Source organism: Microbacterium sp. NPDC087591, assembly GCF_044743625.1.
In the GTDB taxonomy this organism is placed as follows: Bacteria; Actinomycetota; Actinomycetes; order Actinomycetales; family Microbacteriaceae; genus Microbacterium.
Window position 1 is genome coordinate 775676 of sequence record NZ_JBIUWU010000002.1, and the last position, 24132, is coordinate 799807.

18 protein-coding genes and 1 tRNA gene are annotated in these 24132 nt (G+C 63.4%); 7 read left to right on the forward strand and 12 right to left on the reverse strand.

The genetic code is table 11. The features are described 5' to 3' along the window. Nucleotides 1–295 precede the first annotated feature (295 nt). Nucleotides 296–637 carry a hypothetical protein gene (locus ACIOVG_RS14355; protein ID WP_400874664.1) on the forward strand — a complete coding sequence of 114 codons (342 nt, stop codon included), beginning with the start codon at nt 296–298 and terminating at the stop codon, nt 635–637. A 448-nt stretch (nt 638–1085) separates the two neighbouring features. On the opposite strand, the gene ACIOVG_RS14360 is transcribed toward ACIOVG_RS14355, so the two are convergent. Together ACIOVG_RS14360 and ACIOVG_RS14365 are read right to left on the reverse strand one after the other, a co-directional pair. Further along, a complete protein-coding gene (locus tag ACIOVG_RS14360) occupies nt 1086–6068 on the reverse strand; it encodes a hypothetical protein (RefSeq protein ID WP_400874667.1) in 4983 nt (1660 codons plus the stop codon). A gap of 248 nt (nt 6069–6316) precedes the next feature. Beyond that, nucleotides 6317–9526 (reverse strand): DEAD/DEAH box helicase, encoded by a 3210-nt coding sequence (locus ACIOVG_RS14365; RefSeq protein WP_400874669.1) that lies wholly within the window; start codon nt 9524–9526, stop codon nt 6317–6319. A 258-nt stretch (nt 9527–9784) separates the two neighbouring features. Here ACIOVG_RS14365 and ACIOVG_RS14370 point away from each other — a divergent pair, with 258 nt between their 5' ends. Further along, a complete protein-coding gene (locus tag ACIOVG_RS14370) occupies nt 9785–11341 on the forward strand; it encodes a recombinase family protein (protein WP_400874671.1) in 1557 nt (518 codons plus the stop codon). 429 nt (nt 11342–11770) lie between these two features. Here ACIOVG_RS14370 and ACIOVG_RS14375 read toward each other — a convergent pair whose 3' ends face one another. The 5 genes from ACIOVG_RS14375 to ACIOVG_RS14395 all read right to left on the reverse strand — a co-directional run bounded on the left by ACIOVG_RS14375 (nt 11771) and on the right by ACIOVG_RS14395 (nt 15034). Next, the gene (locus tag ACIOVG_RS14375) at nt 11771–12637 is read right to left on the reverse strand and encodes a nucleotidyl transferase AbiEii/AbiGii toxin family protein (protein ID WP_400874674.1); all 867 of its coding nucleotides are present in this window, start codon (nt 12635–12637) and stop codon (nt 11771–11773) included. A 41-nt stretch (nt 12638–12678) separates the two neighbouring features. Further along, nucleotides 12679–13260, reverse strand: a complete 582-nt coding sequence (locus tag ACIOVG_RS14380) for a hypothetical protein (protein ID WP_400874677.1) — start codon at nt 13258–13260, stop codon at nt 12679–12681. Nucleotides 13261–13337: 77 nt separating this feature from the next. Further along, nucleotides 13338–14522 (reverse strand): tyrosine-type recombinase/integrase, encoded by a 1185-nt coding sequence (locus tag ACIOVG_RS14385; protein WP_400874680.1) that lies wholly within the window; start codon nt 14520–14522, stop codon nt 13338–13340. A 4-nt stretch (nt 14523–14526) separates the two neighbouring features. After that, on the reverse strand, nt 14527–14766 hold the full coding sequence (locus ACIOVG_RS14390) for a helix-turn-helix domain-containing protein (protein ID WP_400874683.1): 240 nt from the start codon (nt 14764–14766) through the stop codon (nt 14527–14529). A gap of 194 nt (nt 14767–14960) precedes the next feature. Further along, nucleotides 14961–15034, reverse strand: a tRNA-Pro gene (locus ACIOVG_RS14395). 107 nt (nt 15035–15141) lie between these two features. On the opposite strand from ACIOVG_RS14395, the gene ACIOVG_RS14400 reads away from it, so the two are divergent. Genes ACIOVG_RS14400 through ACIOVG_RS14420 form a run of 5 tightly spaced genes read left to right on the forward strand, consistent with a single transcriptional unit; the run spans nt 15142 to nt 18781 of the window. After that, the gene (locus tag ACIOVG_RS14400; RefSeq protein WP_400874685.1) at nt 15142–15726 is read left to right on the forward strand and encodes a GNAT family N-acetyltransferase; all 585 of its coding nucleotides are present in this window, start codon (nt 15142–15144) and stop codon (nt 15724–15726) included. 22 nt (nt 15727–15748) lie between these two features. Continuing rightward, on the forward strand, nt 15749–16204 hold the full coding sequence (locus tag ACIOVG_RS14405) for a hypothetical protein (RefSeq protein ID WP_400874688.1): 456 nt from the start codon (nt 15749–15751) through the stop codon (nt 16202–16204). Then, the gene (locus ACIOVG_RS14410; RefSeq protein ID WP_400874691.1) at nt 16201–16917 is read left to right on the forward strand and encodes a lysoplasmalogenase; all 717 of its coding nucleotides are present in this window, start codon (nt 16201–16203) and stop codon (nt 16915–16917) included. The genes ACIOVG_RS14405 and ACIOVG_RS14410 overlap by 4 nt, the downstream gene beginning before the upstream one ends. Then, nucleotides 16914–17300, forward strand: a complete 387-nt coding sequence (locus tag ACIOVG_RS14415) for an RNA-binding S4 domain-containing protein (RefSeq protein WP_400874694.1) — start codon at nt 16914–16916, stop codon at nt 17298–17300. Before ACIOVG_RS14410 ends, ACIOVG_RS14415 begins: the two co-directional genes overlap by 4 nt. Nucleotides 17301–17338: 38 nt before the next feature. Continuing rightward, a complete protein-coding gene (locus tag ACIOVG_RS14420) occupies nt 17339–18781 on the forward strand; it encodes a DUF222 domain-containing protein (protein ID WP_400874696.1) in 1443 nt (480 codons plus the stop codon). Nucleotides 18782–18974: 193 nt separating this feature from the next. On the opposite strand, the gene ACIOVG_RS14425 is transcribed toward ACIOVG_RS14420, so the two are convergent. From ACIOVG_RS14425 to ACIOVG_RS14445, 5 genes are read right to left on the reverse strand one after another with little or no spacing between them, the layout of a single operon-like run. Further along, a complete protein-coding gene (locus ACIOVG_RS14425; protein ID WP_400874698.1) occupies nt 18975–19895 on the reverse strand; it encodes an NUDIX domain-containing protein in 921 nt (306 codons plus the stop codon). A 60-nt stretch (nt 19896–19955) separates the two neighbouring features. Continuing rightward, on the reverse strand, nt 19956–21428 hold the full coding sequence (gene der, locus ACIOVG_RS14430) for a ribosome biogenesis GTPase Der (RefSeq protein ID WP_247630657.1): 1473 nt from the start codon (nt 21426–21428) through the stop codon (nt 19956–19958). 40 nt (nt 21429–21468) lie between these two features. Next, nucleotides 21469–22203, reverse strand: a complete 735-nt coding sequence (gene cmk, locus ACIOVG_RS14435; RefSeq protein WP_400874700.1) for a (d)CMP kinase — start codon at nt 22201–22203, stop codon at nt 21469–21471. Beyond that, complete coding sequence (locus ACIOVG_RS14440; RefSeq protein WP_400874813.1) at nt 22196–23314, reverse strand: prephenate dehydrogenase; 1119 nt, start codon at nt 23312–23314, stop codon at nt 22196–22198. The genes cmk and ACIOVG_RS14440 overlap by 8 nt, the downstream gene beginning before the upstream one ends. Nucleotides 23315–23325: 11 nt before the next feature. Next, the gene (locus tag ACIOVG_RS14445; protein ID WP_400874703.1) at nt 23326–24120 is read right to left on the reverse strand and encodes a pseudouridine synthase; all 795 of its coding nucleotides are present in this window, start codon (nt 24118–24120) and stop codon (nt 23326–23328) included. Nucleotides 24121–24132 lie beyond the last annotated feature (12 nt).

The following is a 24132-nucleotide window of genomic DNA, read 5'->3' on the forward strand; positions in this document are numbered from 1 at the left end:
GGTGATGGGAACTCTCCGGCACACCGACCAGGCACGAGAAGGGCCCTCGGACGGTTCAAGGCTCACCTCACTGGGACCCACCCTTCTGGGCGAACCTCATCGAGGTGTGGTTCGGTGCCTTCGACCGTCAGGCCTCCGCCGGCGAGTCTTCATATCCGCCAGAAGCCGTGCGTCCAGCGATGGCTGACACGACCGCGCCCACTGGTTCGTGTGGCCCAAGGCCACCGAGCAAGTCGTGACAGAGTCGAGCCGCTCAACTACATCAAATCCGTGCCGTTGGTGGCAGGCTCTAGCTATGGCTAAGTCAGACCCGCAACTCCTAGACCTGTCAGGAATGGACAATCGCGAGAACGCGATTTCTCGGGCGTCTCATGGCTGCTCGCAGGGGTATACGGCGGTGGCTAAGAGGCACATGTCGAAGCAAACTACACTCACCGCGGAGTTCATGCTGTTCGGGTCGTTCGTCTCACGTATGCGGGGACTCCACGAGTGGGTTACACGAGAGATCGTGAACAACAACCCGCACGCCGTCCTACCCTTGATTCGAGCTTGGGTCGAGACCATCACCATCGGCCTCTACGTTCTCCGAAACCCCGGCTACGCGAAATTCCTTATGGAAGGTCCTGGGGATAGCTGACCGGCGAAGAAGAGCTTTCAGGCAATGTTTCATGCTGTTCGTGACGACGCGGGGCAACTTGAACCGGTCTACCGCCAACTCTCTGAATACAGTCACTTCGGCCCACTAGCCATCTGGAACGCGCACTCTCTCGACGACCAGGACGAGCGGCGTGTGACTTGGACGGATGCGCCGCGTTGGCACGATGAACAGCATTTCCAGATCGCCTGCGCGCAGGCCGCGGAACTTGCGGCCGCGGGACTACGAACCCTAGATGCACTGGGATCCCTGCTCATCGCGCCGAACGCCCCAGGAGGAAAAACAGGTTGTGGTCGTGGGCGCGATCTATGACTCCACAGGGCAGAAGCGCCGTGAAGGACCCCGCCGGGAGACTTTCACAGGCATGAATAACGGCACCGGAGGCTCGCCCATCAGTGCCCGCACCACAGCAGCCGCTCTGTCGCGACATTCAACGCGAGAATCCTGCAAGCGCCGTGTTTCCCGCGTACACGAGACGGTCGACGAAGTTGAGCCAGCTAGCGCTGTTTCCTCGCACGTCAGCTTCGTGTTTGACCTTTACCAGCCACTCCTCAAGTACCTCGGAGGAAGTGATCTGACGATCCGGCCGCGAGAAGCACATATCGCTCAGCCAGTTCAGACCTTCGCCGAGTTGGGTGTCTATGGGGAGTCGACGCAGAAAACGGACAAGATCAAGTAGCGCTGGCATTCTGCCTGCGGCGTGCGGCAGCCACCGAGGAATGAACTCCACCAATTCTTCAGGATGCACCCAATCGAAGGTCGAACGTCCGAACTCTTCGTGCAGGCCCCGAGCTGAGAGCGGATCGCTTGGCAGAAGATGTCCAAGGGCATAGCCGCCGAAGGTATCGTCTCGCCCATAGAGGTCTCTGTTCGCGTCTAGTTCGTTTAGGACGTGACCGAACAAGGTGGGCCACAGCTCTTTAGCTGAATCAGCAAGTTCTTGACTCTCGGCTCCCACGACTGCCAGATCCCGCAGAAACGCACTGAAGACTTGACTGGCAGGCATCAGCGTTGTGACGTACGAGAGCAACAGATTCTCGTCTGAAAGTGATCTGTTCTGGAGTAATGCTCGGGCTGCGCTCACAGTCTCAGCGCCATGGTCGTCAATGAAGTGGACGCCTTCGGACGTCTCCTGGACGACCATCGCGATCGCTTGAGCCCGCAGAAGCCTCTTGAGATCGCTCTGAGCGTTCTTCGCGATGCATGCCTTCGAGAAGACGGCGTGTCCAGCGGCACGAATCGTCGCACTCAAGCGTGAGGTGTCGAGCCTCCCTGGATCAACAGCGGAAACCCGATCTGCGATGTTCTCCGTGATGGGCTCTCTAGGCAGCAGCTCTTGAAGTTCGTCGTCAAAGTCAGGCACTTCGCAGAGCGCAGCGAGATCGAGCACCCACTTGTAAGCAGTCGTATGGAGACAGGGGCTTCCGGAGCAAGGATGATCCCAGATGGCGTCGCAAGAGCGTGCGAATTTGAGGCAAGTGTCGGTCGCCGCGAGTTGGCCGAATGCCGCCACTGTCGTCTCGATGTCGTCCACGGTGACGCCTGCGATTGCGAGTTGTTCAGTCAGCTCGGGGAGCAGCAGATACGGGACCGCTGATGCCGCTGCACCTCGGGTTCCTATGTCGTCCTCGTACTCAAGCGCGTCGACGTCGTTTGTTGACGCGTCCGCGTACGCTCGGAGAATGCCGAGGGTGCAATCGATCGCGAAGGACGCGTTCACGCCGAACGCTTCGATGTTGCCAGCCGCTGCGCTACGGACTGCTGCGGCTGAGACGTGGGCGACTACGAGGGGAAGGTCGTATGCGGCGAACTCGGGTGGATTTTCATACAGATCTTTGACCTCTGATAGGTCTTCCGCAATCTCACCCGGTGTTGGCGGTTCCCAACCCTCCTTCTGCTCCCGTGCAGGAATCCAGTACTTGTTCTGAAGCCCGATTAGAAGGTTGCCGCGACCGAGGTCAGCTCGTAGCGGAGCAAGCTCTTCTTCAATAGCCTTCGGCTCGTTGAACGAGACAAGAAGGCCGCCCTCTATAGGCTCAGTCTCCATATTGCCCGCATCAAGTGTCGCCGCCCAACGGATGACGGTTGACTCACCGATACCGGCACGATCGGAGTTCGCTATGAGCTGCTGACCCAGGTCCCTTAGTTCTGAACGGCGTTCCGCGCCGGCGTTCAACACAAGAAAAGCAGCGACATCTCTCAGTTGCCACTTGCGCCGTTCCGGATTGATGATTCCATCATCGGCCGCCAGCATGATTCCAACGGCTTCGTGAGTGGCGCGGCTCAGGTCAAGCTGCCAGACAAGGGGTTCCACGAGGTATCGATCGAGTACCGTAGCGTCGTCACCCAAGTGACGAATGGTGGCCCCCAGGAGGACCGCGGGAATTGCAAGGTTTTCGCATCCGCTCAGCAACGCGGTTGCAACATCACCGATAGCTGCGCCATCGCGGATCGAGTGGTCCACCCATCGTTCCACTGCCTGTAGTGCACTCATGCATGGGTATGGTCCGTTTGTGTTGCCGCGGTACCAGCCCCATACGTTGCCGTCGCCGACGTAGGTTCGTTCTGTGCCGTCGATCGCTAGTGTCACCTTCGAACCGCGATCGATCGATCCTGATCCATCCTCTGTCCGGCACCGGATGTTCGCTGCATGGTTGAGCATTCTGTTCACCACTGGAATCCAATCCACGTGTGAGCAGAACCGAGTCAGGACCCAAAACGGGCCATACATGTGGTTGCTGAGTTTGTAAGAGCCGTGCCGTTGGTGGTCGCGAATGCCGTCCCAGTGTCTCCACCCGCCGCTGCCCTCGTGATCGATGTAGTAAGACTCAGTGAGGGTGAGGAGAAGCTGAGGATCGTGCATCCCAACCCCCCAGGCGCTCCAGGAGAAGTCGACAGCGGGTTGAAGGCGCGATGGGGACTCGGCTGCTACCTCCAGGAGGCATGCACGTGTTTCATCGTTGATGTCAGGGCCAAGGAGAGCCAGCAGCTCAACGAAGCGCTCTTCGGTGATCTGCCAGTTCAGCTTGCTCCGGCGCCTTCTCATCGTTGTATGACCTTGGAAGACGTTAAACACAACGTCGCCTTCAAGATCCTGTGCCGCGCTGGACCGGTCAGCCTGCGGGTAATGCTTATGCCAATGGTCGAGCAGGACTCTGCGAAGCGCGAGACGAGAGGAGTTGCCGGCAGGCAACTGTTCCAGTAGGGAGGATTTGAGCCAGTCTGACACCAAACGGTAGGTCTCGTTATCACGGTGCCACAGTTGCTCTGTTTCCTCAACGAGCAAGCGCACGACCGGCTCACCTCGTAGGACGTCGATCATGTTGTCATGTCGCTGATGCAGCGAAACGACTCGGACAATGTTCGCGAGAACGTTCTGCGTGTCTGTGCCGGACTCGTCGATCATGCGGCGGAGAAGAGAATAGGAGTTCGGCATCTCAAGTACCGCTTCGAGCGGCACGTCCTTCCAGCGGACGCTGGCTTCCTCTCCAAGAGCGTCAAAATCGGCGATCTGTATCGCGAGTTCAGCATGGGGATCGTTTGCGCCGGAGAGCCTGCCCTCGCATGCGAGCTTCGCGGCAGACATCGACCATCGCGCTGGTCCGGATGTCTTCAGAGTTCCACTCAGGGAAGGGGCCTGCACTAGACAGACAGCGGTTGCGAAGCGACGGACCTCGTCATGGGCAAACTCCGGCGCGGGCCTTCTTAGATTCGCTGGTGCCACCAGCCGATCTGCCCGGAGAGAGTCGAGTGCTGCGTAGTCGGCGCCTGAGTAGGCCTTTTCGGGGCTCGGGAGGCCGAGTGCTGCCTCGCTCATTGACAAGAGGGTTGCGGTTCTCGCTGCCGCTGAGCTTTGACCCACTGCACGGCCTATGAGGTTCTGCCAAATCAGCTCGAGACAGTCCCAGTCGGCCAGCGGCTTGGTGACTGCGGAACCGGTACGCGCCAAGAGGTCAATGATCGCCAGTCGCCGAAACAGCGATTTGGTGGGGATGTTTCGCAGGGCACCTGCGATCGCTGGCACCTTGGTTCCCACGGCGCGAAGCTCGCTGTCATTGAGTCCAGGCACTTCGAATCGTTGTGGGTCGGGGTATATGCCGTGGAGCGTGTTGGAGGCTTGGTTGACTGCCGTGTCGGCGGCGACGAGCACTATTCCGACTCCTGCTGCATGTGTCGCTGCCACAAGTTCTCGGAGGAGTGGTGCACGCCCTTCATTGGCGGCATCGGCGGCGTCAATGATGAGGACGCGATCAGGTGCAGACATCTCCCCGAGTACGTCAGTAAGAGACATTCCGAGATCCGCCGACAGTGCCGCAACGCTGTCGCGGGTCCGTCGCAAATTGAGCACTACGCACTGAAAATCGCTGTTGCGGTCCGCCAGCGCTGCTGCCGACGAGAGGGTCACCGCGCTCTTGCCTATCCCGGATTCACCTGTAACTAGGAGAGCCCCATGTGTCTTGCCTGCGTGAGCGATCGTGGCCTGAATGTCCGCCTGTAGCTTCGCTCGTGGCAGTTGGATTCCGTCTGCCAGATCGCGGCGAACGGCAACCCTTGCGGATTCCTGTTCCAGGCTGAGCTGCGCCCACGCATCCTTAGATCGGCCGGCGTCTGCTGCGAGAACAGAGTGGAACTTGCGTCGGAGCAAGGCACGGTCAACTACAGTGCCTTGCTGATCAAACTGAGTAGAGCCAGCCGAGTGAAGGGCATCGCGGACATCGGTCCCCTTCTGTCCGTGCCGGGCGAGAGGATTGAGCCGGTTTCCAATTTCTACCCAGTCAGTTTCGTCGTCGGACTCGACGCGAAAACTCAGGATCCATAGGCGGTTGAGGAGTGACCAGACGATTCTCCGAAGTTCGTTGTCGGAGGCCGTCGGCCGCGCCTGAGATACCAGCCTTGTCAGGTGCTCGTACCGCTTCGCATAGCCTGAGTTCCTCCCAGGCGTGTGGATCTGTGAGTAGAAGTCAGCTTCCGTTGCGTTGTCTCGTGCAAGGGAGGCGAGGAGCTGAACTTCCTTAGTCGAAGAGGCCATAGTTGCGACGGCGACCGCAACGTTTGCACACTCGTCCTCTGCCAAGGTCTCGACCTGGTCAACAAGGGTCCTGACGAGTTTGGCTGTCTTCGAATGGCTGCGGGTGAACTGGGGGGCGCGTCGAGCTGCGATGTGGACGACGATCGTTTCTCCATCGTGTTCAGCCTCTACCCTTAGATCGTCGACGGGATCGGTTGAGCTCGTCTGGAAGGCGACCCTGACGACAGGAAGCTCGTGAGTCTCAGCTCGCCCGGCGCCCAGCAGCATGTCGGCGAGATAGCTAGTCGCGATTCGGTGAGCAAGGGTGTTCCCTCCGCCACCGCCGGCATACGGATTGACCACCGCGATCTCTTTTTCGCGCGCGTTCACGTTATCGGCGCCCATGCTCTAGATCTCCCCGATCGAACGTGTTGCCGACAGCTTCACCCAGCCACGATCCCTCACAGGCAATGAACACCAATAATCGGCGATCTCAACCAATTTTCCTTCCTCTCGGGGCACGCCAGAACGAGAGGATGGACCAGGGAACGCGGCTTCCTCAACGCGAGCGTCGTAACGCACGTCGTCTGTTGACTCCGAAGGACTTGCTGAAAGCCGTTCTTCTACGGAAACCCATTGACAGTCTCGAATTCTCATCGCGATCCATACACTTCGAAACCTCCCTTGGTGACGGCCTGGACGTATGAAGCTGCCCCCGCAATCAGTCGAAGCTGCTCGACGCTTGAGGCCTCGATGCTCAGGCCTGGCTGAGCGATGATCGTCGTGAAGCGTGGGAACAGCAGCGGCGCTTGCTGTCTGATCTTGAACAGTGCCTCTCGATCGCCGATCTCGAACGCCGAACCGCCGAAGCTGCGTTCGTAGCCGCCGGCCCGCTGATCGAGGTGTTCGAGAAGCGGCAGTGCGGCCTTGTCTCGCCACCGAGCTCCTCGCATCGCTTGCCCGCACACTTCGTAGAGATCGGCAAGTCGCGATCCGGGTTCTGGTCTCGATGAATATTTGCAATGCACGAGGGTGACGTGAAGATTCCCGCCCTCAACTCGGAGCCCAACGAGGTCGGCCGCCTCACCAGATCGGTCGTCGTCGATGAGGATATCGAAGGTCTGGTTCTCCGAGAGGTGTCGGGCCATGAATGCCTGGATCGAGTCTTGTCTGCGCTCACGGCCTTGCGACTCGACCGTGATGTTCACGCCACCTGCCGCCCAGTCGAGAGTGCGCAAGTTCTCCCGGGGGTATGGGGCGAGTTCGGTGCGCGGCTCAAGAAGCCGGTCATCTCCCGTAATCAGCCGATCGCCAGAGAGCAGCAGCGTCGGCTTGTGGTTGTTCAACCACGTAGACAGTGGTGAACTGGTCCCGCGTCCGGCTTCGACCGTGGCATCGTCGGCTACTGCGCGGTAGTGAATACCTCTCTCGCTGAACCGTCCTTCGTACGCGAGTTCCCAGTTTGGGGTGACTACCGAAAAGAGAAGATGACCGACGGCGCCGTAGTCGTCAACTCTCAAATCCGCGTCGGTGAGAAGAACGCCCGAGCCGTCGTACACGACGCGCGACGAGGTACCTGCCCCGAGATACAGATCCCACGGCCATTCGACCGCCAGGAACGGGTGAGGAGGCCGTTCCTTCACGTCGATCGGAATGATCATCTCGCGGAACAGAGAGCGGACGTCAACGGAGCTATCGCGAAGTTTCGTACCTTGGTCGTGACACCAACGACGCCACTCAACGAGGTTGGACGCAGCCCTCATCGACCAGAATCTGCCCGAAAGTGCCGCGGATATGGTGACTCGTTCGCCGTCCTGGAATGCCTTGGCAGCGACGTGGGTGTTGGTCTTGTTGCTCTGCTCTGCCTCCGTCAGCGCTGTCTCGACGTTGCTTCCGACGTGCATCGAGAACCGCTTATCGCGATCCCGGGCGTCTAGTAGGCCAATGTTCGTTGGCACGAGACGGTCGAGTCCAGCGAACACCTTGAACGTGTCGAATCCGTTGACCGGTATGGGCTCGTGCCCAAGAACCGCCTCCACGAGATCATCCAGGCCGCGCTTCGTGTCAGATGAGTGAACATAGAGGAGGCCCTGAGACCGATCGAGGAACAGGACAATGAGTGCGTAGTCAGTGGCACGGATGGAAGGAATATCGCCCCATCTAAGGTCAGTGATCGACTCGATTACGAACCACGCGATGCTGTTGTCTTGGTTGACGCTGACAAGTCCGTCCAAGACTTTATCTCCATAGATGCGCCGCGCCGCGAGTGGATCCCAATCCAAGTTTGTGGCCCTGAACGCTCGCGCGCTCATTTTTGGCTCCAAGAGGCCGACGGGAACGTCGGGCGGTGTCTCGATGAACGACGCTTCAAAGTCGCTGAGTTCATCAGCTTGTTCGGTCGCACGCTCGGTGATGTCACTGAGGACCTTGTTCCAATCCGGGTCTTCTCGGAGGAGGAACCGGAGTGGAGAGAGTGCTTGTTTAGGGTCTTGGCGTATAAAGACGCTCGCTTCGCCGATCGGAACTGGAGACGATGTCCTTGCTAACCGCCCGATGAGCTGGACCATAGGGCTCAGAGACTGGTGCGCATCATGGAACGCGCCGACTTTAAGTGTCGGCAGATCGAAGCCCTCGCCGAGCATATCGACGCACACGATCACGCGGCTGGAACGGTTGCGCATCGCTCGTATAGCTGCGGTTCGATCTCTTACTCCAAGCGAGTCATAGATCACTTTCGGAGCGAGGTCCGGTGCTAGCCGCGAATACAACGCATGGACTTCGTCAGCTCTCGACTTCGTATCGACACGTGCTAGCAGGAGGTGTTCATGTCCTGCGGCCAGGTCACTTCGTAGCCGGGCGATCGCGGCCTTAGCGAGTGCCTCGTCGTCGTCATCGAGATCGAGGACGGCAGTGAAGTCGATTTTGCTGAAGTAGCCCTCTCGTTGCGCCTCTCGTAGCGGAAAGCGGAAGATCACACGTCCCGGCAGCGTGCGTCCGTCACGCCGATAGGGAGTCGCAGTGAACAAAAGAACAGGGCGGTCAGCGAAGGCGCGGATGATTTCGGTCCAGGTGCGAGCTGGAGCGTGGTGTGCTTCATCGACCAGAAGATGCGTGAACCCCGCGAAGAAGGCCCGGCGTACCAATTCGCTTGAGGCGTTGATAGCGCTGGGAGTCGCAATGACAACGTTGCAGGCAGCTGCGAAGCTGGCGGCGTCTTCTTCGCTGTCGAATCGGCCAGAGACTCGTCCTACTCGTGGTCTGAGCGCGCCCGGGCCGACTATTCCTTCCTGTTGAAGAATGCCGAGCGTCTCGAACTTCGACGCGAGCTGCTCCCGTAACGCGGACGAGGGAACGATTACGAGGACTCGTTCCGGGCGTCGCGCGACCAGCCACGCGAGCATAGTTTCTGTCTTGCCGGTCCCCGTCGGCATGACCACGGTTCCTGGCTCAGTGAGGCCTGATGATTGGTAGCCAAGGATGGAGTGCAGAGCACCGATCTGTGGACGGCGCAGGCTGTGTGGTCGGTCATAGGCGGTGAACCCTATCGCGCCCTCAAAGGAGTCGAGGATCTTCTCTGCAGGGATCGGGTCTCTCTCGCCGATCCATTCGATCACGCCCTCGGCCTTGTCGATCGGTAGTACGGCAGCTATTCCGCCATCAGGTTGAGTCTGATCTGGTGAAGCCGTGGACCATTCGCCGTATTGGCTACGGGCGGTCTCTGTTTCGTCTTCGCTGAGGATTAGTGAGTCGTGGGCCGGAACCAACAACTGTCTGATGATGTTCTTGCCGACAGCGCTTTCCGTCGCCCATACGGATGCGGTTCTCATCGCTGTCTCCCGATCCGCTTTGGCCAGTGATGCCATCGCCCGTTGGCTACGGCAGAGACATGGCTTGCGTTGCACGAGAACGGCCGGCGACGGGCGCTCTGCTCGTTCGCTGAAGGTGGCTTTGCGAGAGATGAGCTTGTCACCGGGTACCTCCTATCGGTGACGCGGTCACCTACAGTTCGTCAGACATCCCTCTGATTCTCCAGCATGTGGATCGCCGCGACCAGACGACACGCATGAGCCAGTGCACGTGCCCTTCCGCTCCTTGGGCATGGGAGCGCCAACGTTGACTGAATGACTCATCTTCTAAAGCCCTCCCACGTTCCAACTTCTATCCATACTGCGTTCTCGCCGCTGTCGGCCGTCTCGTACATCCGCGTATCCACTGCGCGCCAAGCGGAGCGAAACGGCGAGCGAGACGGCTTCTCAATCCCTGCCCAGCGCGAGGCGAACAGGAAGCAGGCACATGGGCTGAGTGCTCTCATCTCTGCCGAGTTTGTCGACCGCGGTCAATCTGGGCTGAGTACAAACCGTCCGGAGCTTCAACGGATGCTCGCCTACCTGAGAGAGCATCCTGTCGACTACTTCATTGTCCACAAGCTCGACCGCCTAGCCCGATCACGTGCTGACGACATCACGATCAGCCAGGCGGTTCATGCTGCAGGTGCCCGTCTCGTCTCGACTACAGAGGGGATCGACACGACACCGAACGGTGTGCTGCTGCACGGGATCATGGCATCGATCGCGGAATTCTATTCACGCAACCTTGCGCAAGAAGTCATGAAGGGTATGCGGCAGAAAGTCATCCAGGGTGGGACTCCGAGTCGCGCACCGATCGGCTATCTCAATGTCCGGCTCCAGACTGATGACGGACAAGAGTACCGAACCGTCATCGTTGACTCGGATCGAGCTCCACACATCGCCTGGGCATTCGAAACGTACGCGACGGGTAACTGGAGCGTCGCCCAACTCGTTCTCGCACTGGAGAAGCGAGGCTTGCGGACGCGCTCGACGCCATCACGACCATCCGCTGCTCCCACGGTCACGAGCTTCCACCGCGTGCTGACCAACCCGTACTACAAGGGCATCGTCACGATGAACGGCGCCCAGCACGCCGGGTCACACAAGCCGCTCGTCTCTGCATCCACCTGGGATATGGTGCAGCGACTCCTCAAGGCTCGACGCAATGGCGAACGCAGTCGCATCCACACGCACTACCTCAAGAGCACGATCTACTGCTTCAACTGTCACCGGCGACTCCTCGTCCACAAGGCCCGATCGAAGAGCGGGCGCATCTATGACTATTTCGTCTGCTCCGGAAGGCAGACGGTACCCAAACGCACGCAGCAGGCACTCCCGATCGCGGATGTTGAACGCCGAGTAGAAGAAGCGTACTCACTGGTTGAGATCTCCAGCGCACGGCGACAACAGATCGAACAGTCTCATCAACGGCCTCTCGACCGCGACGCGTGCGACACAGAACAGAGACTGGCCCAACTCGACGAACAGGCTGACGTACTCGCGTCACGCCAGGCGAAGCTGCTCGACCTCTACTACTCGGATGGTATCCCCCGCGAGATTCTCACCAAGGTACAAAAGAAGCTATCGCAGGAGCTGGCCCGGATCGCAGGAGAACGCGAACGCCTCAGCGAGGATGTCGCTTCCATCCTGCGGCGAATCACTGACGTCCTTGATCTCCTCGATGGCGCTCACGCGCGCTACCTCGCCGTTACGTCGGATGCGCGGAAGCAGATGAACAACACACTGTTCAGCCGTATCCTCATCGGCCCAGCCAACGAGAATCTGCGCGTGGAGATGCGCGCTGAGGTCTTAGAGATCCTGTCCTGCTGAAGCGACCAGCGGCGGTGTTCGCACAGCTGATTTGAGTGGACCCTACGCGAAACGAACCTTTGCTCTTCTACATGCCTCTGCGCGTTTCGCATAGCGCACCTCAGGTGCCCCTGACGAGACTCGAACCCCCGCCCAACTGCTCAAGAGAACCTCCAGATTCCCTGGGCTGGCAGGCCATACCTATCCGTCTTGGAGGCGAGCTGTCGCCCCGCATCGAACGTTCGACCAAGGAGATGAAGATGAGTCGCCGACACCCCACTGCTGAGGATTCACGCAAATTCGAAGAGTTCCTCAGCACACATAATCCGGAGCTTCTGAGACTTCTCGAAGGCGTCGCTGAAGGCCTCGTTCGCAACGGAGTCGACCTCGCCCAGTTCCTGCCATCCGGCAGTTCCACTCCCGTCGAGGATGGCCCCCGCAGTCGAGGCCCTAGCGCGTGATGGGCTCCCAGCGCCTGGAAGCAGGATCCCAAGCCCCGGCCGCAGACTGAACGAGTACCGGGTCAGCGAAGGCCGAAACATTGCTAAGAAGATCCGCGAACTGTTCGGGCAATTCGTGGACGCGCTGCACACGGGTGCGCCAGGCGCGCCACTTCGGCTGGGCGACTTGCGGCATCCGGTCCAGTGCTGGAAGCAGGGGTTTCAGGGCCACTCGGCGATACTCCGCTACTGCACTCAGGGACGCCACGAGGTCATCAGCCGGCACGCTGTGCACTCGCGCAAGCGTGTAGATGTCGGCAAAGTCACGCCAGCGAGTGTTGGCAGGCCCACGGTCGATGGCAGTGACGATCTTCTCGGCGAGGACCATCGTCAGCGGGTAGCCGAGTATCTCGACCGGTGGCTGATCGAGCGCAACGATGCGAGGGAGTTCGATGAGTCGTGGTGCCGGCCAGATGGGGTCGCCGAAGTTCACGTCGATGCCGACGGTCAATCGTGCACGGCCCAGTATGCCGACGAGCTTCACGCGGATCCCGGCGTACTCGTCATCGTCACGGATGGTCGAGGCAGTGATGCTGTCCGGATCGAAGATCACGCCGTCGGGCAGGTCGATGGTGACGATTTCCCGAAGCCGTTCCGCAACGTCACTCTCGTCGTTCTCGACGCCGGTTGCCTGAAGGTCGATGTCTTTGGTCGATCGACGAACGGCGAAAGCCGCGAGCAGCACGCCGCCTTTGAGGACGAAGTCGTCGCGATGCTCGGATGCGGCGAGCCGAGCCAGGAGCGCCTCGAGCACGTAGAGCGTCTGTAACTCCTGCACGTCGCCGGCCGTCTGGCGAGCAAGTCGCTGGATCGCCAAGGTCGCGTCACCTGCGGGGGTGCCGTGTTGCGGATTAGGGCTCACAGCAGAATCTCCAAGGCGTTCTGTAACGCCGGGCGCGCCTTCGGGAACGACTCGGCCATCGCCGACAGCATCGCCGGGCTGTTGCCGCGTCCTCGAAGCCATCGCTTAAGGGCACCGATGGCCAGATCGCTTCCCCAATCGTGGCGGAGGCGGAAGAGGTCGATGATCGTTCGCTCCGGTGAGTACAGCCCAATCGACAAACCTCCAGGCAGGGCGTGCTCGGTACGGCCGATTGTGAACGTGTCGGTGTCGAATCGGTGCCAAGCGATCGGAGCATGCTGGATCACCAAAGGCTGGGCACCACGGGGGATGGCGATGTCGCTGCGTGTCGGGATCTCGTCGGTCAGGTCATGTATCGCGAGCGCCGACAGCAGGCAGATCGTCGCCTCAGGCTTCTTCGTGGCGATCGCCATCCATGCGGCCGTGGTGTCGTCGGTGCTGCCGATCCGGAGGAACAGCCCGGCGGCGATGCGCTCGTACTCGCCCTCCTCGATCAGTCGGTCGAAGCGGTGGCGGGTTAAACCGTGCCTGTCGAGATCTCCGTAGCGGAGTAGATCGGGCAGCGTCGCGGTATCCATGCTTACCTCCATTCCGACGGGAACCATTACACATCCATGATATCTGGCTGTGTTTCTGTTGGCTAGAGCCGATGTGCTCATCGTTCGTCCTTCGCGAAAGCGCGGTCCAGCAGTTCAGCGGTGATGGGGTTCACCATCTCGTTGCGGCGGATGTAGTGCTGGATGGTGATCTTCGGATCAGTGTGTCCGAGCAACTCGGCGGCGAGGTCGACGCCAGCTTGCTCGTTGATCGCGGTCGCGACCGTGCGGCGGAACATGTGTGGGGTGACTCCAGCGATTCCAGTGAGGTCCATCACGTGCCGGAGTTGGCGGCGCACGTTGTTCGTCGTCAACGGTGTCCCCTCTCGACTGTTGAACAGCAGAGCATCCGGCGAGGAGTCATCCCGCCTCACCAAGCGCCGCCGGACGGCCTCCGCCGTGAAGGACGGGATCGCGACCGTACGGCGCGACTTCGCGGTCTTCGGATGATCCTGCCGCATGGTGGGCTCGCCACGATGACTGACGATCGTTCCCGCGATACGGATCGAGGGCGTCGCACTAGTGATGTCGATGTCGCGGCGACGAATGGCGAGCACCTCGCCGATGCGGGCGGAAGTTCCGAGCATGACCTCGACGATTGCACCGAGCTGTCCGTCCGGCTTCGGGCCTGACGGTGATCGCCCGGCTTCCCAGAACGCGATCGCCGTGCGGATCGCATTCACCTCCGAGGGTGTCAGCGCATTCGGAGTGCTCGCCGGGCGATGCAGGCGGGCGACGTGATCCATCGGGTTGCGCGGCAGCACCTCGTGCCGCACGGCAAGGCCGAGTGCCAGACGGAGGGCAACGCGGGCCTGCTTAGCGCGGTTGTAACTCTGTTTCGTGAGCTGTTTGAGGAAGTGATCGCAGCGGGCGACGCCGATCTCTCGCAGGGTGAGGTTGCGGAAGGCGGGCATCACGAGGGTCTGCATGTTTCGCTCGTACAACTGCCGGGTTCGCTTCGAGAGCCGATCTTCCAGGTCCAGGTCTTCGAGCCAGTAGGTGACGAGATCGGGAAACGGGCTGTCCGGGGTCAACACCGACGACGTGGGCTGGAAGAGGCTGCGATCGGCGAGCTTCACTTTCAGCGATCGTTCCGCCGCCTTCCGGGTCTCGCCGGTGGCCTGGACAAGCCGCGTCTTGCCATCCCAATCGCGATAGCGGGCCCGTGCGACGATCCGTCCGGCGGCAGTTGGCAGATAGCCGATCTCTCCGAAGGTTCCGATGGTCAGGCGCTGGCGGCTCATCGGGTCACCTCCCGCTCGGTGGCGAGGGCGGTTCGGGATCGCGTTGCTGCTCGATCCAGATCCGCACATCGGAGACGGCAAATTTCAGATGCTTGCCGAAGCGATATGCAGGCAGACCGAGGCTTCGGGTGCGCCAGTCGTAGACCGTCGACACGGGCACACCGAGATACCCGGCGAGCTCGTTCACGTCGAGCAGGGGCTCGAGACCCCAGGGGTTGTCTGCGGTGCTGCGTTCGGTATCCATACCGAACAGGTGCGGCGCCAAAGCCACATGAGCCGGCAGCAACCGGGGAAGACCTCAGTGCGGGCCTTGGTTTCGACTCGCTGTGCTCGCTCAACCAGCGGAAAACAGGGTCAATTAGATGGGTTTTCGATGACCGGATCAAATCTCACAACCAAAAAAGTCCCGGAAACCCTTGAGTTTCCGGGACTTTGCGGTCGGGCTGACAGGATTTGAACCTGCGACCCCTTGACCCCCAGTCAAGTGCGCTACCAAGCTGCGCCACAGCCCGTTGTTCTGCACTCTCGCGCAGGCAACTCCCCTATCTTAGCCTGACCCGGCGGCGCTCCGCGAACTGGGCCGTTGCGAGTGTCGGATGCCCCGCGTAGCGTGCCGTGCATGGTGACGATCAGGACCGAGGTAGCCACGGCGGCCCGTTGGGATGACGTGCAGCACGCCCTCACCGGCGGGGGTGACGGGGCGAGCTGCCAATGCATCTGGCCAGTGTTGAGCAACAAGGATTGGAATCAGACGACCACTGCGCAGCGCACGCAGATGTTCCACGAGGAGATCGATGCAGGGCCGCCTCCCGGCATCGTGGCTTACGTCGACGGCGAAGCTGCCGGATGGATCCGTATCGGCCCGCGCACCCGCCAGGCCCGCATCCCCCGCACGCGCATGATCGCCGCCGCGACCACCGAGCCGTTCGACGACGAATCGGTATGGGCCGTGTCGTGCTTCGTGGTGCGCCGGGAACACCGCGGCGCTGGCCTCAATCGCGAACTCCTCCGCGCGGCCGTCGACTACGCCCGCGAATCGGGTGCACGTCTGATCGAGGGGTACCCTGTCGACACGGCGGGCGAGAAGAAGCGCGCCAACGACCTGTTCCACGGCACGCTCAACACGTTCACCACCGCCGGCTTCATCGAGACGGCAGAACTGAAGCCAGGGCGCACCCTCGTGACGATGGATCTGACCCGATGACCATGACCACTAGCGTGGAGCTATGAGCGACGAGCATCCGACCATCGAGCACCCCGAACTCGGCATCTTCACTCGCGCGTCTACCGAGATGACCGACGGCACTGTGCTCACGCACGACTGGTACGTCGGCTCCGTGTCGTCGGAGGGCACGGAGCTCGAGCTCATGCTCGAGGCCACCAGCCCCGAAGAAGCACGAGCGCTCCTCCCCCGCCTTCAGGACGCTATCTCCGAGCTGCCCTCGCGTCGCCGCCGGGCATCGGATGCCGTCGTCACCGAGTTCAGCCAGGGCGAGCCCGAACCGTCCGAGCTCGACGACGCGGCCACCGATCTCGCGCTCGAGACGATCGAGGTGGAAGCGGATGGCACCGTCATCCTCCACCTGACCGACACCTGCGGATCCCACTTCCCCGAGGGCTACTGGCCGGCCGTCCACTTCGGCGCAGAGGGCGGCATCACCCAGGTCACCGTCGAGTCGTGAGCATCCCCAGCGGGCGCGTGCGCCGACCACACGAGGACGAGATGCGGCGCCGCGCCTCGGCCTCGCCGCTCACCTGGTCGTTCGCGCCGTACGTCATCGTCTCGGTCGCGCACGTCATCCTTCTGGCGACCGCAAGTCCTCTCGCGGGCCCGACGAAGCTGCTGCTGATGCCTCTGCTCGCGATTCCGGTGGCCATCGCCGCATCCCGGCTGAGACCGCGATCGGCGATGGTCCTCCTGCTCGCCGCGCTCCTGTTCTCCTGGTTGGGTGATAGCGCAGGCACCCTGTTCCCGACCGTCCCTGAGCTCCCGCTGATGCTCGGGTTCTTCGGTATCGCGCATCTGGCATATATCGCGCTGTTCGCTCGTCACCTCGCGCAACGCTCTTTCCCGTGGTGGGCACTCGTCTACGCGGCCTGGTGGATCGGGATGCTCCTCGCGCTGGGCCCGCACACCGGAGGGCTGCTCATCGCCGTCGCCGTCTACGGACTCGTGCTCGCGGGCACCGCAGCCTTCTCCGCACGCTGCCACCCCCTGATCGCCACCGGTGGCGCCTTCTTCCTCGCGAGCGACACCATCCTCGCCTTCCGGCTCTTCCTCCCGGATTCACTGCCGGCGTGGAGCAGCCCGACGATCATGCTCACCTACACGTTGGGCCAAGGGCTGATCGTCGCCGGTGCACTGTTCGTTCTGCGAAAGCGTGGCGTCGCATGACCGGGTCCGTGCGCATCGACAGCTGGCTCTGGGCCGTGCGGGCCTACAAGACGCGGTCAGCGGCCACCACCGCATGCCGCGCCGGGCATATCCGGCTCAACGGCGACAAGGCCAAAGCCGCGCAACCTGTTCGTGTGGGCGACGAGGTGCGCGTGCGCATCTCCGGCTTCGACCGGATCCTCATCGTGCGCCAGTTGCTCGTCAAGCGCGTGGGGGCACCCGTCGCCGCCCTCGCCTTCGATGACCGCACACCGGAACGCGAACCCCAGGCCGCCCTCGGACTGCGCGATCGCGGTGCCGGCCGTCCGACGAAGAGAGAACGCCGCGACATCGACAAACTCCGCGGACGCAGCGCGCCGGAGAGCGATATATTCTTCGATTAGCTCTTCCCGTATTCGAACATTTGTTCTAAAATGGAGTCATGTCCGAAGCTACCGATCCGCACCACGACCCCGAGGAGCGTCGTCGACTCCTCGACGAGTGGCTCGAGGTCCGGAGGCAGATCGCGACGCTGGAAGCCGCCTCGGCGACGCTGCTCAGCGAGCGGGCACGTATCCACGACGACGATGTCGCAGAGAGCCCCTACCACCGCGACGCGATCTACCGGTCGATGATCGCGGAGTACTCGGCGGCCGGACACGTCTCGAAGGGGTCCATCGAGTTCGCATTCGCTGATGCGCAAGCGCTGAACGACTACTTCCCCGCCGTACGCGACGCATTCACCCGAGGAGCGATCACCGCCGCCCACGTGCGCGAGATCGCCCGGGCGGGGGCCCTCGTAAGCGAGGCGGTGCGCAACGGCCGGGTGGATGCCACGACGCTCGCCCTCTTCGAGACCGCTGTCCTCGTCGTCGCCGAGGAAGACAGTCCAGCGCGGACGCGCGCGCATGCGCGCCAGGTCGCCGCCGCGCTCGTCGGCGAATCGATCCGAGACCGCCATGCGCGCGCCGCAGAGGAACGGTGCGTGCAGGTGCGCTCACTCGACGACGGTCTCGCCCTGCTGACCGCCGTGCTCCCGGAGGAGCTCGCCGTGGCGATCCAAGATCGGCTCACGCAGCTGGCTCGGCAGATCACTCGCACGCGCGCCGACCGAGAGCCTGTCCTCGATCCCCTCGAGCCGGACGCAGAAGACCTCATTCGCCCCGAAGACATCGCGCTCGACGATCCCTCATTCGCGATCTTCGGCGAGTACGACACCTTCACGACCGATCCGCTCGCCGGGCTCACCGACCCCCTTGACGACCCTGCGCACAGTGATGACGTCGAGCACATCCCCGCCGACACCCGCACACTCGATCAGATCCGCGCGGACGTCTTCACCGATCTCCTGCTCGCCGCAGACCCCGGCGAAGCGCACGGCAGCGGACTCGACAACATCCAGGCCCGCATCCAGGTCACCGTCGCCGCCACCGCTCTCGCCGGCATCGATGACCGCATGGCCGAGCTCGACGGACACGGCCCCATCCACCCCGACATCGCACGGGGGCTCGCTGGGCGCAACACCGGCTGGAGCAGACTCTTCCTCGACGCCGAGGGTATGGTCACCGAGACCGACACCTACACGCCGACCGAGGGAATGCGCCGGTTCCTCCGCGCCCGCGACCAGCACTGCCGATTCCCCGGATGCCGTATGCCGGTGCACCGCTGCGAGATCGACCACAACCATGACCATGCCAGAGGTGGCAGAACCAGACTCGACAATCTGAGCCACTTCTGCACAGGTCATCATGCACTCAAGCATCCCGACGTCGACGAGCGGCACCGATGGAGCGCTCGCGCTCGCCCTGACGGGAGCATCGTCTGGATCAGTCCTCTGGGTAACGAGTATCAGGACCGGCAACCACGACGAGTGATGTTCGTCTGAACGGACCCTGGCTCTCAAATCGCAAGGCGCCCCGCGCGCCTCCCGTAAGAAGTCCCCGGCGCCACTGCCCGCAAGCCGTCCCCAGCGCGCCTCTCCCTTAAGAAGTCCCCGCGCGCCACTGCCCGCGAGCCGCCCCACGCGCCTCTCCCGTGAGAAGCCCCCGGCGCCACTACCCGCGAAAAGTCCCGCACGCTCAGCCCGCGAGCAACCCCCGCAGCCATCCGGCCGATTCCACGCGGGCGTCCACCTCTTCCACGCGTGCGCGCAGTCCTCGATCGCTCGTGATCACGAGAACCTCCTCGCCCTCGGCCACGCGGCGTGACGCCTCGTCGACGATCGCGTCGTCGCCCTCGCCCGCTGCGCGAACGACCGCGACACTATCCGCGGCACCATCCGCGGCACCATCCGCGATATCCTCCACCGCTCGCGCCTGGCCTTCGACCACGAGAGCGATCTGAGGGAACCATCGCGTGCCGCCGACGCCGAACGCCGCAGCCGGCACAGAAAGGCCGGCGAGCTCTGCGCGCAGACGTCCGGCAGCACCGGCGCGATCCTTCCACCATCCATCCGGCACCGAACCCACCACGTTCGCGGCGTCGATGACGAGCGAGGGGCGCACAGCGAGCAGAGAACGCAATGTCGGCCACGCACTCCCGAACCCCGGGTGCAGCGGGCGAGCATCGACCTCGTCGATCGGCACCCATTCGAGGGCCACGCTCTCGGGGTCGCTGATCACCGGGTCGAACGGCACCTGCACATCGGCGACCACGGTCGTGTACGACCAGATCTCGAGGTCCAGCACACTGGTCAGCCGGGGACGCACCGCGCCGTCGGGCACACCGGCTTCCTCCTGTGCCTCGCGCAGCGCACCGGTGATGGCGCTCTCGCCCTCATGCAGCGCACCACCGGGCAGACCCCAGGTCCCGCCGAAGTGACTCCACGCCACCCGGTGCTGCAGCAGCACACCGCGCTCAGCGTCGACGACCAGCAGACCGGCGGCGCCGAAGCGCCCCCAGTACCGCTCACCGGAATCCGCGATCACCCAGGCATCGCCCGGATCACGCGGCCCCTCAGGACGACGGGGCTCACCGGGGGCTGGAGGAACGATCGTCACTCCCCCAGCCTTTCACAGCATCGGCGACACGGCATCCGGACGGTCATAGACCGGAACAGGTCAGCGCTGGCGCTTCTCGCGCACGCGCATGTTGATCACGATCGGGGTGCCGTCGAATTCGTACAGCTCGCGCAGGCGGCGCTGGATGAACCGGCGATAACCCGGGTCGAGGAACCCGGTGGTGAACAGCACGAACGTCGGCGGACGCGTCGACGCCTGGGTGCCGAACAGGATGCGCGGCTGCTTTCCACCACGCAGCGGGTGCGGGTGCTCGGCCACGAGCTCGGCGAGGAACGCGTTGAACTTGCCAGTCGGGATACGACGATCCCAGTTCTCCAGCGCGGTCTCGAGTGCCGGCACCAGCTTGTCGAGGTGACGGCCCGTCTTGGCGGAGATGTTCACGCGCGGCGCCCAGGCGACGTGCGCGAGGTCCTGCTCGATCTCGCGCTCGAGGTAACGACGACGGTCGGCGTTCTCGAGGTCGTCGTCGTTCAGACGGTCCCACTTGTTGAACGCGAGCACGAGCGAACGGCCCGACTCCAGCACCAGGTCGATGATGCGCACGTCCTGCTCGCTGATCGTCTCGGAAACGTCAAGCACCACGACGGCGACCTCCGCCTTCTCGAGCGCTGCAGAGGTACGCAGCGAGGCGTAGAAGTCCGCGCCCTGTGCCATGTGCACGCGACGACGGATGCCGGCGGTATCGACCAGGCGCCACAGCTTGCCGCCGAGCTCTACGATCTCGTCGACAGGGTCGCGCGTGGTGCCGGCGAGCTCGTTCACGACGACGCGCTCTTCGCCCGCCGCCTTGTTCAGCAGCGAGGACTTTCCGACGTTCGGGCGACCGAGGATCGCGACGCGGCGCGGTCCACCGATCTCGGCCTTCGCGACGGCCGAGATCTCGGGAAGCTTCTTCAGCAGGGCGTCGAGCAGGTCGGCGACACCGCGACCGTGGATCGCGGACACCGGGTGCGGCGCACCGAGGCCGAGGCTCCACAGAGCTGCGGCTTCCGGCTCCTGGCGTGCGTCGTCGATCTTGTTCGCGACGAGGAACACCGGCTTGCCGCTCTTGCGCAGCAGCTTCACGACGTGCTCATCGGTCGACGTGGCGCCGACCATCGCGTCGACCACGAACAGCACCACGTCGGCGAGATCGATCGCGACCTCGGCCTGCATCGCGACCGAACGGTCGATGCCGCGGGCGTCGGGCTCCCAGCCGCCGGTGTCGACGAGCGAGAATCGGCGGTCCGCCCACTCGGCCTTGTACGTCACGCGGTCGCGGGTGACACCGGGGGTGTCCTCCACGACGGCCTCGCGACGTCCGAGGATGCGGTTCACCAGCGCGGACTTGCCCACGTTCGGCCGTCCGACGATCGCGACGACGGGCAGCGCCGGCATGAACTGGATGCCGTCCTCGCCCATCGTGATGCCGGCGAGGAGCGCGGCATCCTCGTCGTCCAGGTCGTAATCGGCGAGACCGGCGCGCAGGGTCTCCGCGCGCTGCTCGGCGAGCTGCTCATCGAGCTGCTCCATCTTCTCGGCGAGCTGGTCAGGGCCGCCTTCGTATTCGTCGTCAGCCACGGTGTGCTCCTCGGAGTCGTTCGATCACCGTGAGCACGGCGTCGATGGTCTGGGGGAAATCGAGCTCCGTCGAATCGACGACCTCGACGCCTTCTGCGGCGTTCAGGAAGTCGACGACGGCGCTGTCGGAAGCGTCGCGCTTGTGCAGAGCAGCGGCGACGGCATCCGCGTTCTCGCCGGCGAGCTCGCCGGCGCGTCGGGCGGCGCGCACCTCGGGCGCCGCGGTGAGCAGGATGCGCACGGGCGCATCGGGTGCGACGACCGTGGTGATGTCACGGCCCTCGACGACGACGGCAGGATACGGCGCCTCGGCGACGAGCGTGCGGAACAGCTCGTTCACCTGCGCCCGCACCTCGGGAACGCGGGCGACGCCGCTCACGGCGCCGGACACGCGGGTCTCGCGGATCGCGTCGGTGACATCCACGTCGCCCACGCGCACAGTGCGGTCGTCGGGGTCGAGTCCGAGACGCACCGGGAAGTCGGATGCTGCCGCGATCACGGCGTCGGCGTCTGCCGTGTCTGCGCCGCGCTCGAGCACGTGCCAGGCGAGTGCGCGGTACGCGGACCCCGTATCGAGGTAGCCGAAACCGAGCTTGCGCGCGACGGCCTTGGAGACGCTGGACTTGCCCGATCCGGCGGGACCGTCGATCGCGATGAAGTCGGTGACCTCGTGGGCCTCAGCAGCTGTCGCCCCGTGGGCCTCTGAGCGTGTGGAAGGTTCAGTCATTCGTGGTCCCCGCAATCCGCCAGCCGCGCTCCTGCAGCCCCGAGATGGCGCCGTGCAGTGCGGCCGGCTCGACGCTGATCTCGGCGAGGCCGAACTGGGCGCCGGGAGAGTGCTCCAGGCGCAGATCCTCGACGCTGACGCCGAGGTCACCGAGGTCACCGAAGAGGCGACCGAGTTGTCCCGCTCTGTCGTCGACCATGACGATGAGCGATTCGAAACGCTGGTTCTGACCGTGCTTGCCGGGGAGACGCTCGACACCGTCGTTGCCGTGTCGGATGGTCTCAGCGACCACGCGCCGCGCTCCCGGAGCGGTCGGCTCGCGCAGCGCATCGGAGACCTCGCGCAGGTCGGCGGCGAGGGAATCCAGGATCTCCACCACGGGGCCGGCGTTGGCGCCGAGGATCTGCACCCACAGCTCCGGAGCGGATGCGGCGATGCGGGTGGTGTCACGCACGCCTTGACCGGAGAGGCGCAGCGCACCCTCTTCCGCCTCGGCGAGACGACCGGCGAGCAGACTCGCGACGACCTGCGGCACATGCGAGGTGAGCGCGACGGAGCGGTCGTGCTCCTCCGGAGTCATCTCAAGCGGCATCGCGCCGACGTCGAGGGCCAGCGCCTCCACCAGTGCGAGGTCGGCTGCGGCGGTCTCGCCGTCGCGGCAGACCACCCACGGGCGGCCGATGAACAGGTCGGCGCGCGCGGAGATCGCTCCCCCGCGCTCACGCCCCGCGAGCGGGTGCGACCCGATGTAGCGGGCGAGGTCGACGCCCCGCGACTGCAGCTCTCGGAACGGCTCCAGCTTCACGCTGGCGACATCGGTGACGACGGCTTCGGGGAAGCGGGCGAGCTCGGCTTCGATCACATCGGCGGTCACGTCGGGCGGCACGGCCACCACGATCAGCGCGGGCCGGTCGTCGTCCGCCGCTGCACGCCCGGCGCCGTAGTCGATCGCGAGACGCAGCTGCGCAGGAGACGAGTCGGTGAGCACGACATCCACGCCCTTGGCACGCAGCGCGTGGCCGATGCTGGCGCCGAGCAGGCCAGCGCCGACGACACGGACCGTGCCCGAGAGTCGCGGCGCGACGGACACCCCCTGCCGCCCGGAGGGCATGCTCGTATCGGTCACTCGTTCTCCTGCTCGCCTGGCGCCTCGGCGACACCGGAATCACGGCGCGACAAGGTGAGAAGCGCGCCGAGTTCGATTTTACTCAGTTCCCGGGTCTTTCCCGCCGGGAGCGTTCCCAGGTGCAGCGGACCGAACTGCCGGCGCACCAGTTCCGAGACCGGATGACCGACGGCGGCGAGCATCCGACGCACGATGCGGTTGCGACCGGAGTGCAGCGTCAGCTCCACGAGGCTGGAGTCCCGGGACGTGTCGAGCAGCCGTGCCTTGTCGGCCGCGATCTCGCCGTCCTCGAGCTCGATGCCCTTGGTCAGCTTCGCGATCGTCTGCGCGGTGACGGTGCCTTCGACCTTCGCGATGTAGACCTTGGTGACGCCGAATGACGGGTGCGCGAGCACATGCGCGAGCTCACCGTCATTGGTGAGGATGAGCAGTCCGCTGGTCTCCGCGTCCAGGCGACCGACGTTGTAGAGGCGCTCTTCGTACTTCTCCGTGAAGCGGCGCAGATCCGGTCGGCCGTTCTCGTCGCGCATGCTGCTCACGACACCGGTCGGCTTGTTGAGCATGACGTAGCGCTTGGAGACATCCAGCTGGATCGCGGTGCCGTCGACGTCGACCTTGTCGGTCTCGGGGTCGATCCGGCGTCCCAGCTCGCTCACGGTGACGCCGTTGACGCGGATGCGCCCCTCCACGATGTACTGCTCGACGACGCGTCGAGAGGCGACTCCGGCCGCAGCCAGCACCTTCTGCAGTCGGATGCCTTCGGGAGCGTCGGGGTTCTCGGAGTCGTTCATCGGGTGGGTCCC

Excerpts from the sequence above, each read along its gene's own strand:
- ACIOVG_RS14390 (WP_400874683.1), bottom strand. The coding sequence starts at position 14,766 with ATGGATACCGAACGCAGCACCGCAGACAACCCCTGGGGTCTCGAGCCC.
- cmk (WP_400874700.1), bottom strand. The coding sequence starts at position 22,203 with ATGACTGAACCTTCCACACGCTCAGAGGCCCACGGGGCGACAGCTGCT.
- ACIOVG_RS14445 (WP_400874703.1), bottom strand. The coding sequence starts at position 24,120 with ATGAACGACTCCGAGAACCCCGACGCTCCCGAAGGCATCCGACTGCAG.
- ACIOVG_RS14365 (WP_400874669.1), bottom strand. The coding sequence starts at position 9,526 with ATGGCATCACTGGCCAAAGCGGATCGGGAGACAGCGATGAGAACCGCA.
- ACIOVG_RS14360 (WP_400874667.1), bottom strand. The coding sequence starts at position 6,068 with ATGGGCGCCGATAACGTGAACGCGCGCGAAAAAGAGATCGCGGTGGTC.
- der (WP_247630657.1), bottom strand. The coding sequence starts at position 21,428 with ATGGAGCAGCTCGATGAGCAGCTCGCCGAGCAGCGCGCGGAGACCCTG.
- ACIOVG_RS14400 (WP_400874685.1), top strand. The coding sequence starts at position 15,142 with ATGGTGACGATCAGGACCGAGGTAGCCACGGCGGCCCGTTGGGATGAC.
- ACIOVG_RS14370 (WP_400874671.1), top strand. The coding sequence starts at position 9,785 with ATGACTCATCTTCTAAAGCCCTCCCACGTTCCAACTTCTATCCATACT.
- ACIOVG_RS14415 (WP_400874694.1), top strand. The coding sequence starts at position 16,914 with ATGACCGGGTCCGTGCGCATCGACAGCTGGCTCTGGGCCGTGCGGGCC.
- ACIOVG_RS14440 (WP_400874813.1), bottom strand. The coding sequence starts at position 23,314 with ATGCCCTCCGGGCGGCAGGGGGTGTCCGTCGCGCCGCGACTCTCGGGC.
- ACIOVG_RS14385 (WP_400874680.1), bottom strand. The coding sequence starts at position 14,522 with ATGAGCCGCCAGCGCCTGACCATCGGAACCTTCGGAGAGATCGGCTAT.
- ACIOVG_RS14420 (WP_400874696.1), top strand. The coding sequence starts at position 17,339 with ATGTCCGAAGCTACCGATCCGCACCACGACCCCGAGGAGCGTCGTCGA.
- ACIOVG_RS14405 (WP_400874688.1), top strand. The coding sequence starts at position 15,749 with ATGAGCGACGAGCATCCGACCATCGAGCACCCCGAACTCGGCATCTTC.
- ACIOVG_RS14380 (WP_400874677.1), bottom strand. The coding sequence starts at position 13,260 with ATGGATACCGCGACGCTGCCCGATCTACTCCGCTACGGAGATCTCGAC.
- ACIOVG_RS14355 (WP_400874664.1), top strand. The coding sequence starts at position 296 with ATGGCTAAGTCAGACCCGCAACTCCTAGACCTGTCAGGAATGGACAAT.